The organism is Kitasatospora sp. NPDC048662, from assembly GCF_055587065.1.
Genome location: NZ_JBVJHA010000005.1, coordinates 16,537 through 27,511, shown reverse-complemented (window position 1 = coordinate 27,511; position 10,975 = coordinate 16,537). Strand labels below are relative to the sequence as shown.

At 73.6% G+C, this 10,975-nt stretch carries 8 protein-coding genes; 2 read left to right on the top strand and 6 right to left on the bottom strand.

Annotation, left to right across the window (positions count from 1 at the left end; genetic code table 11):
* Positions 1–260: 260 nt before the first annotated feature.
* The 5 genes from ACZ6R9_RS15935 to ACZ6R9_RS15915 all read right to left on the bottom strand — a co-directional run bounded on the left by ACZ6R9_RS15935 (position 261) and on the right by ACZ6R9_RS15915 (position 4,985).
* Positions 261–1,481 carry a glycosyltransferase gene (locus tag ACZ6R9_RS15935; RefSeq protein ID WP_465538582.1) on the bottom strand — a complete coding sequence of 407 codons (1,221 nt, stop codon included), beginning with the start codon at positions 1,479–1,481 and terminating at the stop codon, positions 261–263.
* A gap of 7 nt (positions 1,482–1,488) precedes the next feature.
* Positions 1,489–2,265, bottom strand: a complete 777-nt coding sequence (locus ACZ6R9_RS15930; RefSeq protein ID WP_465538847.1) for a MerR family transcriptional regulator — start codon at positions 2,263–2,265, stop codon at positions 1,489–1,491.
* Positions 2,266–2,474: 209 nt separating this feature from the next.
* A complete protein-coding gene (locus ACZ6R9_RS15925; protein ID WP_465538581.1) occupies positions 2,475–3,641 on the bottom strand; it encodes a hypothetical protein in 1,167 nt (388 codons plus the stop codon).
* A gap of 120 nt (positions 3,642–3,761) precedes the next feature.
* On the bottom strand, positions 3,762–4,295 hold the full coding sequence (locus ACZ6R9_RS15920) for an EF-hand domain-containing protein (protein ID WP_380480911.1): 534 nt from the start codon (positions 4,293–4,295) through the stop codon (positions 3,762–3,764).
* Positions 4,296–4,430: 135 nt separating this feature from the next.
* Entirely contained in the window at positions 4,431–4,985 is a 555-nt protein-coding gene (locus tag ACZ6R9_RS15915) for a hypothetical protein (protein WP_380480914.1), read from the bottom strand.
* Between the two features lie 334 nt (positions 4,986–5,319).
* Between ACZ6R9_RS15915 and ACZ6R9_RS15910 the strand changes: the two genes are divergently transcribed.
* A complete protein-coding gene (locus ACZ6R9_RS15910) occupies positions 5,320–6,003 on the top strand; it encodes a hypothetical protein (protein ID WP_465538580.1) in 684 nt (227 codons plus the stop codon).
* On the opposite strand, the gene ACZ6R9_RS15905 is transcribed toward ACZ6R9_RS15910, so the two are convergent.
* Positions 6,000–7,214, bottom strand: coding sequence for a Rossmann-fold NAD(P)-binding domain-containing protein (locus ACZ6R9_RS15905; protein ID WP_465538579.1), 1,215 nt, complete (start codon positions 7,212–7,214; stop codon positions 6,000–6,002). The genes ACZ6R9_RS15910 and ACZ6R9_RS15905 overlap by 4 nt on opposite strands.
* Positions 7,215–7,359: 145 nt before the next feature.
* Here ACZ6R9_RS15905 and ACZ6R9_RS15900 point away from each other — a divergent pair, with 145 nt between their 5' ends.
* Positions 7,360–10,950 carry a hydantoinase B/oxoprolinase family protein gene (locus ACZ6R9_RS15900; RefSeq protein ID WP_465538578.1) on the top strand — a complete coding sequence of 1,197 codons (3,591 nt, stop codon included), beginning with the start codon at positions 7,360–7,362 and terminating at the stop codon, positions 10,948–10,950.
* Positions 10,951–10,975 lie beyond the last annotated feature (25 nt).

Genomic DNA, 10,975 nt, shown 5'->3' with positions numbered 1-10,975 from the left:
ACCGGCCGGACGCCGCCGTCCCCGAAGCGCCCGGCGAACATCTGCTTCTGGCCGGTGCCCGGCCCGGTGGCGTCGTGTCGGGCGTCGCCCCATCGATGGCGGGCGGGCGTGCTCGAACTCCTCCCGCCTCCGGCATGCTGGGAGGAGATGCCGACCCGCAGCTCGCCGCCCCCTGCCTGGGCCTGCGTCCTGCGGCGCTTGCCCGGCGCGGCGGGCGAGCCCGCGAGCGGGGTCGGCCCCGCCGCCCCCTCCTGGCGTGCTCAGACGCCGATGCCCCGGGCCAGTTGGGCGACCAGGTCCGCCACGCGGCCCGCGCCGTCCTCCTTCGCCATCCGCGCGGCGGCCGCTGCCGCGTGCTCCCGGTGGGACGGTTCGGCGCAGGCCCGCCGGATCGCGGCCGCGAGGCGTTCCGCGGTGAGGCCGTCGAACGGGATCGGCGCCACTGCCGCGCCGATCGCCGTCAACCGGCGGGCCCAGAACGGCTGATCCGCCGTCACCGGGACGGGAACCGACGGCGCACCGGCGCGGAGCGTCGCCGCTGCCGTGCCCGCGCCCGCGTGGTGGACCACGGCCGCCATGCGCGGAAACAGCGCGGCGTGGTCGAGCTGCCCCACCGGCAGCACGTCGTCCGCGTCCGCCGTCAGCCCGGCCCAGCCCGCCTGGAGCACCCCCCGCTGCCCCGCCGCTCGCAGTGCCTCCACCGCGAGCCGGCCCAGTCGTTCGCCCTGGCCCGCGCCCATGCTGCCGAACCCGATGAACACTGGCGCCGGGCCGGCTGCGAGGAACTCCTCCACCTCGTCCGGGAGTTGACCCGGGTCGGCCGGCCACCAGTTGCCCACCACGTCCAGCCCGGGCCGCCAGTCCGCCGGGCGGCGCACCAGCGCGGTGCTGAACCCGTGCAGCGCCGGCCACTGTTCGCGCACCAGTCTGCGCCGCATGGCCGGTCCGGACAGCGGTGGCAGGCCGAGCCGGGCTCGCAGCTCCGTCACCGCGTCCCGGTGCAGCCGGTCCACCACCCCCAGCGCGGCCCGCCCCGCCGCCCGGTTCCCCCACCGGCCGAGCGACCTGGCACCCCCCACCACCGGCCCGAACTCCCCCGTGGGCTCGACCGGTTGGAGATACACCCCCGCACTCGCCGCACCCAGGGCCTCCGCCACGTGCCACCCCAACGGCGCCGTCGAGGTGGACAGCAGCAGCACGTCCGCCCCCGGCTCGGCCACCTCCGCGATCCCCCGCCCGAGCTCCCCGACGAACTCCTTCGCCCGGCGGAGCAGCGCACCCTTCCCCTTCACCCCCTCCCCGCCCGCCCGCGGATCCCCCGGCAGCGGCCGGAACTCCAGCCCGCACCGCTCCACCATCCCGGCGTAGCTCCGGTGCGTCGCCAGCGCGACCTCGTGCCCGGCCTCCGCCAGCCGGACGCCGAGCCCCGTGTACGGCGCGACGTCCCCGTGCGAACCCGCCGCCGTGACCAGAATGCGCATCTCTTCCTCAACCCTCCATGATGCGACGGGCGTTGGCCTCGATCGCGGCGTGCAGGAACCGGGCCAGCCCGGGCAACTGCTCGGACGGCGGGACGAGCATCGCGAACGCCCGCGGATCGGTCAGATAGTCGCCCGCGATCACCCGGTGCGACTCCGGCGGACACGGCGTGAACCACCGCTCCACATGCGCCCGGTGCTGCTCCGCGAGATCCATCGCCCGCTCACCGTCGGCGGCCTGGCCGTCCTCGAACGCGACGATCAACTCCCCTCGCCACGCAGCCGATTCGGCCATCAGCTGCCGCCAGTCCTCCTTGCTGTGCCGGGCCGCCCGCTCCATCGACTCCCGCTGCCGCGCACTGTCCGCCCACTTCAGCTGGGCGTCCGTCGCGTAGCTCAGATCCCAGCGGACCTCACCGAAGATGTCGAACCGCTCCTCCGGCGAGAGCCGCACGCCCGTCCGCTCCATCTCGATGGCCTGCTCGGCGACCTCCACCATCCGCTGCAACTTGCCGATCTGCTCGTTGAGTTGACGGTGCCGCTCGCGCAAGTGGCTGAGCGCGGTGGCCTGCGGATCGGTCAGGATGCTGCGGATCTCCTCCACCGGAAAGTCGAGTTCCCGGTAGAACAGGATCTGCTGAAGCCGCGCCAAATCCCGGTCGTTGTACAGCCGGTACCCCGCCGCACTCCGCTCACTCGGCGAGAGCAACCCCTCCCGGTCGTAATAGTGCAACGTCCGCACCGTCACCCCCGCGAACCCCGCGACCTGCCCCACCGAATACGTCACACCCTGCTCAGCCACACCCGTTCTCCTTCCGAACGCCCCCATGCTGAACCCTGACGCCAGGAGAGGGTCAACCCTGGCCTGCGGGTGAGGACACTGCCGGTGGTGGGAACGGAGGGGCGGGCACGGGTCGCCCGGGTGGTGACGGGGTGGGGGAACCCCCCGTGATCGCCGGTGCCTGTGCCCGCCTTGGGGTCGAGCGGTGGCGAGGCCTACACGAACGTCATGTTGGCGCCGGTGGTGACGTTCGGGCCGGCCGTGACCCAGGGGTCGGGGGAGGGGCCGCGGTTGGGGCCGAAGTGGACGGGGAGGGGGCCGTTGGTGCCGCAGGCGGGGTAGCCGTCGATGTCGGAGATGGCGACGGAGCTGCCGGGGGTGGAGAAGCCGGAGGTGCTGATGGGTTGGGTGCTCTGCCACAGGCCGGTGGTGGAGAGGTGGGCGAGGGTGATGGTGCCGTCGGTGGCGACGTAGCCAACTGCGGTGCCGGCGGCGTTCTTTGCGGCGGAGAGGGTGGCGCCGTCCGGGACGCTGCCGGTCGGGGCGGTGGTGTTGGGCTGTGGGAGGCCGATGGGGCCGGCGCCGGCGCCGATGGTTGCGCGGTTGAGGCGCCCGTCGCGGCCGGCGAAGAACACGGTGAAGGTGCTGGCGGTGGTACCGGGGGTCACCGCGATGCCGGCGCCCGGCTTGGCGCTGCCGGTGGGGGCGATGATGTAGGTGAAGAGGCCGCCGGTGGTCGGGGAGGTCCAGCCGACGGTCACGGCGCCGGTGTCGTCGACGGTGAAGATGCCGGGGCGGCCGGAGACCAGGACGACGGCGGCCTCCGAGGAGGGCGGGTAGGCGGCGGGGGCCGGGAGTTGGCGCCAGTCCACGCTCATCGAGAGGCAGGCGTCGCCGAGGCGCGAGGCCACCGCTGTCGGTGCCGCCGCCGGGCCCGTCCAGGTGCTGGTGACCAGGGCCAGTTGGGAGCCGGACCAAGTGGCGGTGATGCGTCCACCGGGCTGGGCGTTGGCGGGGCCGGTGAGTGCGATCGGTGCGCTGGTCGGGTTGTCCCCGCAGTACTCGTACAGTGCGCCGTTCGTCGCGACGACGTAGACGGCGGGCCGGTGGCCGGGTACCCGGACCGCCGCCACCCGCGCGCCGGGCGGGGCGAGTGCGGCGGGGCCTTGTCGGGTGGCGGTGGTCCAGGTGCCAGTGGTGTCCGCGTAGTGGTAGCTCCACAGGCCGCCGTCGCGGCCGATGTAGTACGCGTCCGCCTCTCCGGTGGCGGCGGCCGCGTGCGGCACGGGCCCGGCCAGCAGTGCGGCGGCGGCGAGTATCAGCAGGCTCAGCAGCGACCGCAGACGCGGTGCCGTCGGTCTGCGCGCTTCGATGTTCGACATGCCCTCTGCCTCTCCAACTCGGCGGTGAGGACGGAAGTTTGACAGTCCGTCAGGAAAGCTTCCAGGGGGCGGGAGTGGCGGCGCAGGTTCTGTCGCGGACGACGCGGGGAGGATGGGCGGTCAGTACAGTGCCTCGCCCATCGGGGATCCGTCGCCGGTGACGTACGCGCGGATCGATGCCAGGTACTCGTCGCGGCCGACCCGGCCGTCCGCGTCGGTGTCCAGGGCGTCGAACGCGGCCTCGGCGTTGTCGGCCCGGTTGCCGAGGGCCTGGCGCAGTGCCGTGAACTCGGAGCGTTGCACGGCACCGTCCTGGTCCGCGTCGGCGAGGTCGAACAGGGCCGCCAAGGCGTGGCGGCAGACGTGGTCGAACTTGTCCGCATCCACCCAGGCGTCGTACTCCTCGAAGGTCATGACGCCGTCGCCGTTGGCGTCCATCGCGGCCCAGGCCCGTTCGCCCGCCGCGTGGGCGGCGAGGACCAGGGGATCGTCCTGCGCCCGGCCGGTGGCCTGCCGGGCCCGTTCGATCCGGACGAAGTAGTCGTGCCGGGAGGCGGTTCCGTCGCCGTCCGTGTCGAGCATCGCGTAGACGCGGGCCTTGGGGCTGATGAGTCCGGCCGGGGCGGCCTGCGACAGGGGAGGGGAGGGAAACATGTCGGGTCTTCCTTCGCGTGCGGGCGGCGGGCGGGCGCGGGCTGCGTGCGGGCGCGGGCTGCGTGCGGGCGCGAGCTGTGTACGGGCGCGGGCAGCGGCCGGTGGGGGGGCGTTCAGGAGTCGTGCAGGACCGTTTCAGTGGGTGAGACGGAGCACGAGGGTCGAGTCGAGGGCGGTTTCGCCGGCGGGGGTGCCGCAGCCGGCGCCGTAACTGGTGCCCACGGCCTTGATGGTGTCGTTCGCGAAGGCCGCGCTGTCGTCGGTGACTGCGCCGCTGACGACGAGGGAGGCGGTGCCGTTCACCTTCATGACGTCCGTCCTGTCGAACCTGAACGTGGACGTGGTCTTGTCGCTCCAGTGGATGGTGGTGGTGGAGGTGTCTCCGTGTTCGTCGCCGGTGCACTCCGTGGACGGCATGGTGACGACTCGCTCGAAGGCGCCGGAGGCCAGGGGCGCGCCCGCGGAATCCACGCACGTCACGGTTCCGGTCATCGTCAGGGTGTCGGGGATCGGGGTGTCGGTGCCGCCGGCATCGACAGCGGTGGTGAAGACCCCGTGGGCGTGGAGGACGCAGGTGGCATCGGTCGTGGGCGTGGCGGAGTAGGCGCGGGCGGAGGTGTCGACGATCAGCGGCAGGGTGGCGAGCAGTGGGGCGGAGGCCAGCAGGGTGCCACGGAAGGCGGTCTTCATGGGGGGAGGTCTCCCGTTGTCCGGTGCGTGTGGTGACGGGTGCGCAGGGACAACGACTTTCGGGATCACCGGTTGCGGGCACTCCGCCGTACGGGGGTGGGCATTGGGCCGAATGGCGGTCACCCGGCAGGGTGAGGCGCCGGGCCCTCCAGGGTGGTTGGAGGGGTCGGCGGGCCAGGAGGCTTTCGCGTGGAGTGGCCTGCCGGGCGTGGAGCGTGACGGTCGTACGTCGCAGGTGTCGGGCGGTGGTCGCCGAGAGGAGACTGTCGGGGAGGGGTTGCGCGACGTGGCCGAGCGGGCGGCCCGGTGTTCCGAGCGAGACGGGAGCCGACCGATGTCGGATACCGGTGAGGGTGAACTGCGGGATCTGGTAGGCGAGTTGGCCGCTCTGGTCCGGCTCGCCGAGCAGGCGCTGGACGGCGCGAGCGCGGCGCTGACGGCCGAGGTCGGCGCAGCGGGCGGGGTGGTCGCGGCGGGCGGGGCGGTGCGGTCGGAGAAGGCGTTGGCCGAACTGCGCGGGCGGATCGAGGAGGCCGCGGATGCCGTGCCTGCGGGGTTGCGGGCCGTGGTGGTCGGCGTCCAGGTGGGCCGCGAGGTGGAGTGGCTGGGGGTGCTCGCCCAGCGGCTGCTGGAGCTGGCCTGGGCGCGGCAGGGCCGCGAGCCGTTTCCGGAGCGGCTGCTCACGCCCCTGCGCGGAATCGCCGAGGCGGCCGTCGGCCTGGTCGGCCGGGCGGCCGACGTCCTGGAGCAGCCCACGCCGGAGGGCGTCGCGGACCTCCTGTCGGAGGTGCCCGGGACGGCCCGGCGGCAGCGCCTGTTGTACGAGAGGCTGCTCACGGTGGAGGCCCCGCTGGACGCAGGCACCGCCGCGGACCTGGTACTGCTGTCCGGTGACTACCGGCAGTGCGCGGAGCACGCCGGTGCGATCGGGCGGTACGCCCTCCTGCTCGCCGGCCCTTTGTCGCGGCACCGCGACCAGCGACGGGACCAACGAGACCGGGACCACGGCCGGAGCTAAGGCGGAGGCGGGCCGGCAGCAGCCATCGCGTTGGTGAGCAGGCGCCGTGTGGCGGCGTGCCGGACGGCCCCGTGGTGCGTCACCACCATGGCGTCCTGCACCGGATCGGTCGGATCGACGTGGAGCCCGCCGGGGCGGGTCAGATGGGTCAGCAGCGCGAGCATGTTGTGCGCGTACACCTGCGAGGCCGTCGTGGGGACTTGCGCGGCGAGCTCGCCGGCGCCGATCACGATCACCCCGTCGCCGACCAGTGTCGTGGCGTCCGGCCGGGCGCACTGGAGGTTGCCGCGCGCCCAGCCGTCGGCCGGGGCGGGCCCGTGTGCGGGACCGGCCGCCAGGTCGACCAGGACCGAGCCGGGGCGCATCGCCGCCACCGCCTCGGTGCGCAGCAGCGTCGGCGGGTCCTCGCCGGGCAGGGCGAGTGCGGTCACCACCAGGTCGTAGTGGGGCACGGCCGCCGCGAGAACCTCGCTCAGCACGGAGCGGCGGTGCGCCAGCCGCTCGCTCAGCTCCAGGTCACCGGCCACCGGGTCGAGTCCGGGCAGGGCCAGCAGCTCGGCACCGAGCGCGACGGCCTGCGCCCGCTCGTTGCGGCGCAGTTCGACGACCTGGACGCGGGCGCCGAGGCGGCGGGCGGTGTCGACAGCCTGGAGCCCCTCGGGCCCGGCGCCCACCACCAGCGCCCGGACCGGATCGAACGCCGCGCCCTCCGTGCCCCACGGCGGCAGGCACCGGCCCATTCGTCCGGCCGCGAGCAGCACCGCCCGGTAGCCGGCGATCCGCGCCTGGGACGCCATGGCGTCCATCGGGCGGGCCGCGGGCAGCCGGGGGTCCGCCAGGTCGAGGCCGATCGCGGTGACCCCGCGGTCGGCCCACTGCCCCACCAGCTGGGGGATCGCGGTGGGGCGCAGCAGGGCGATCAGCAGGTGCCCGGGACGCAGGTCGGGCAGTCGGTCGAGGCCCGGCGGATGCACCCCCAGGAGCACGTCGGCACGGTGCAACAGCTCGGCGTGTCCGGCGACTTCGGCTCCGGCCGCGAGGAACGCCTCGTCGTGCAGCCAGGCCTGGGCGCCGGCGCCGGGCTCGATCAGGACCGTCAGCCCGAGGCGTCCGACGGCGGGAACCACTTCGGGCACCAGGGCCACCCGTCGTTCGCCCGGCACGGTCTCCCGGAAAACGCCGACAACGGTCCGGGTTGCTCCGGTCTCCATGTGCGTCTCACCGCCCTCCGGGACTGGCCGTATGTCCAGTATGTCCTTGTTTGCGACCCCGGCTCCCCCGGGCGGATACTCGACGAGGGGCGCGGCCGGGCGTGGCCCGCCGAACCGGCGTCCCGAAGCGGCGGAAGGGGCCGAAATGCCCGGCCGGGGCTGGCAGTTCTGGGTGGACCGCGGCGGCACCTTCACGGACGTCGTCGCGCTGGCACCCGACGGCCGGCTGCTGACCCGCAAGCTGCTCTCGCACGACCCGGCCCGCTACCGCGACGCGGCCGTGGCCGGCATCCGCGCCCTGCTCCCGTCCGGCGGCGAGCGGATCGACTCCGTGCGGATGGGCACCACGGTCGCCACCAACGCCCTGCTGGAGCGGGCGGGCGAGCCGACCGCCCTGGTGGTGACCCGGGGCTTCGCCGACGCGCTGCGGATCGGCTACCAGAACCGCCCACAGATCTTCGCCCGGGAGATCACCCTGCCCGAACCGCTCTACACCCGGGTGATCGAGGTGGACGAGCGGATCACCGCCGACGGAACGGTCCTGCGCCGGCCCGACCTGGACCGGCTCGCGGAGGAACTGCGCCAGTGCCGGCGGGACGGCATCGGCGCGCTCGCGGTGCTCTGCCTGCACAGCTACCTGCACCCCGCGCACGAGCAGCAGATCGGCCGGCTCGCCGAGCGGCTCGGCTTCGACCAGGTGTCGCTCTCCAGCGAGACGAGTCCGCTGATGAAGCTGGTGCCGCGCGGCGACACGGCCGTGGCCGACGCCTACCTCTCGCCCGGCCTGCGGCGCTATGTCCGGCAGGTGGAAGGGGAGTTGAGCGGTGTACCGGTGATGTTCATGCAGTCCAACGGCGGCCTCGCCGCGGCCGGCCACTTCCGCGGCAAGGACGCGATCCTGTCCGGCCCCGCCGGTGGCATCGTCGGCATGGTGCGGATGTCCCGACTGGCCGGATTCGAGCGGGTGATCGGCTTCGACATGGGCGGCACGTCCACCGATGTGTCGCACTACGCGGGCGAGTTCGAGCGGGTGGTGACCACCGAGGTTGCCGGGGTGCGGCTGCGGGCGCCGATGCTGGCGATCCGTACGGTCGCGGCCGGCGGCGGCTCGGTGCTGCGCTTCGAAGGCGGACGGCTGCGGGTCGGCCCCGACTCGGCCGGCGCCGATCCCGGGCCCGCCTGCTACCGGCGCGGCGGGCCGCTCACCGTCACCGACGCCAACCTGCTGCTCGGCCGGATCCAGGCCGAGCACTTCCCCCGCGTCCTCGGGCCGGACGGCGACCAGCCGCCCGATCTCGACCTGGTCAGGCGTCAATTCGCCGTACTGGCAAGCGAGATCGCCGCAGACTCGGGGACCGGCTGCTCGCCGGAGCAGGCCGCGGAAGGCTTCCTGCGGATCGCCGTCGGGAACATCGCCAACGCGATCAAACGGATCTCGGTGCAGCAGGGCCACGACGTCACCCGGTACGCGCTGACCACCTTCGGCGGCGCCGGCGGCCAGCACGCCTGCGCGGTCGCCGAGGCGCTCGGCATCCGCACGGTGCTGGTCCCGCCGATGGCCGGGGTGCTCTCCGCGCTCGGCATCGGCCTGGCCGACACCACCGTGCTGCGCGAACATGCCGTCGAACGCCGGCTGGAGACAGGGGCCATGGCGGACCTGCGCGCCCTGTCCGAAGAACTGGCGGCGGGCGCCATGGCCGAGCTGCGGGACCAGGGGATCGCGCCGGAGCGGATCCGGCTGGCCCACCGGGCCCGGCTGCGGTACCACGGCACCGACACCACCTTGGACGTCACGCTCGGCGAACTCACCGACATGACACGGGAGTTCGAGGAACGGCACCGGGCCACCTACTCCTTCCTGATGGACCGTCCGATCGTCGTCGAAGCCCTCACGGTGGAGGCCACCGGCCTCACCGAGCAGCCGGACCTGGGCGCGCCGGAGGTCCACCGGCAGGGACCAGCCGTGCCCCCCGCCGTCCGGATGGCCATCGGCGGCCAGTGGCGCGAGGTGCCGCTGCTGCAGCGCGAGTGGATGCGCCCCGCCGACACCGTCACCGGGCCGGCCGTGATCGCCGAGGCCGGCTCCACCACGGTCGTGGACGACGGCTGGCGCGCCACCGTCACCCCCGCCGGCCACCTGCGGATCGAGCAGATCGCCGAACGGGCCGGGCCCGCCGTCACCGCCGAGGCCGATCCGGTGCTGCTGGAGGTGTTCAACAACCTCTTCATGGCGATCGCCCAGCAGATGGGCGCCCGGCTGGAATCGACCGCCCAGTCCGTCAACATCAAGGAACGGCTGGACTTCTCCTGCGCACTGTTCGACCCCGAGGGCAACCTGGTCGCCAACGCCCCGCACATCCCGGTGCACCTGGGCTCGATGGGCACCACCGTCAAGGAAGTGCTCCGCCGCCGCGGACCGGCGATGCGGCCGGGCGACTCCTACGCCGTCAACGACCCCTACCACGGCGGCACCCACCTGCCCGACATCACCGTCATCACCCCGGTCTTCGACCCGGCCGGACACGAGATCCTGTTCTTCGTCGCCTCCCGCGGGCACCACGCCGAGATCGGCGGGATCACCCCCGGCTCGATGCCCGCGACCAGCCGGGAGATCGAACAGGAAGGCGTCCTCTTCGACAACTGGCTGCTGGTGGCGGACGGCAGACTCCGCGAGGCCGAGACGCTGCGCCTGCTCACCGACGCACCCCACCCCTCGCGCGACCCGAACACCAACCTCGCCGACCTGCGGGCCCAGATCGCCGCCAACCGCAAAGGAGTCGACGAAGTCAACGCGATGATCGAACAGTTCGGGCTCGACGTGGTCCAGGCCTACATGCGGCACGTGCAGGACAACGCCGAACGGGCGGTGCGCGAGGCGATCGGCTCGCTGTCCGACGGCTCCTACCGGTACGAGACCGACACCGGCGCGGTCATCGCGGTACAGATCCGGGTGGACCGCCGCCGGCGCACCGCCACCGTGGACTTCACCGGCACCTCGGCCCAGCTCGACAGCAACCTCAACGCGCCGTCCGCCGTGGTGAACGCCGCCGTGCTGTACGTCTTCCGCACCCTGGTCGCCGACGACATCCCGCTCAACGACGGCTGCCTGCGCCCGCTGCGGATCGTCGTCCCACCCGGCTCGATGCTCGCCCCACGCCCACCGGCCGCCGTCGCCGCCGGCAATGTCGAGACCTCACAGGCCGTCACCGGCGCGCTCTACGCCGCCCTCGGCCTGCAGGCCGAAGGATCCGGCACGATGAACAACCTCACCCTCGGCAACGACCACCACCAGTACTACGAAACCATCGCCTCCGGTTCCGGCGCGGGCCCCGACTTCGACGGGGCCGCCGCCGTCCAGACCCACATGACCAACTCCCGGCTGACCGACCCGGAAGTCCTGGAATGGCGACTGCCCGTCCTGCTCGACGAGTTCGCCGTCCGACCCGGCAGCGGCGGAACAGGCCGCCGACAGGGCGGTGACGGCGCGGTACGCCGGATCCGCTTCCGCGAGCCGATGACGGTCAGCATCCTGTCGGGCCACCGCCGCGTCCCCCCGTACGGCATGGCCGGCGGAACACCCGGCGCACTCGGCGCCAACCGCCTGCTGCGCCACGACGGCACGATCGAGCCCCTGCCCGGCTTCGCGACCGTGAACGTCGAACCGAACGACATCCTGGAGGTCGAAACCCCGGGCGGCGGCGGCTACGGCAACCCGGAACCACCGCACCACCCATGACGCCGCACGGACCCTTCCGGCACCC

What these genes read in the sequence shown, in the direction of transcription:
- ACZ6R9_RS15900 (WP_465538578.1), top strand. Translation starts at nt 7,360, where the DNA reads ATGCCCGGCCGGGGCTGGCAGTTCTGGGTGGACCGCGGCGGCACCTTC.
- ACZ6R9_RS15910 (WP_465538580.1), top strand. Translation starts at nt 5,320, where the DNA reads ATGTCGGATACCGGTGAGGGTGAACTGCGGGATCTGGTAGGCGAGTTG.
- ACZ6R9_RS15920 (WP_380480911.1), bottom strand. Translation starts at nt 4,295, where the DNA reads ATGTTTCCCTCCCCTCCCCTGTCGCAGGCCGCCCCGGCCGGACTCATC.
- ACZ6R9_RS15905 (WP_465538579.1), bottom strand. Translation starts at nt 7,214, where the DNA reads ATGGAGACCGGAGCAACCCGGACCGTTGTCGGCGTTTTCCGGGAGACC.
- ACZ6R9_RS15925 (WP_465538581.1), bottom strand. Translation starts at nt 3,641, where the DNA reads ATGTCGAACATCGAAGCGCGCAGACCGACGGCACCGCGTCTGCGGTCG.
- ACZ6R9_RS15915 (WP_380480914.1), bottom strand. Translation starts at nt 4,985, where the DNA reads ATGAAGACCGCCTTCCGTGGCACCCTGCTGGCCTCCGCCCCACTGCTC.
- ACZ6R9_RS15935 (WP_465538582.1), bottom strand. Translation starts at nt 1,481, where the DNA reads ATGCGCATTCTGGTCACGGCGGCGGGTTCGCACGGGGACGTCGCGCCG.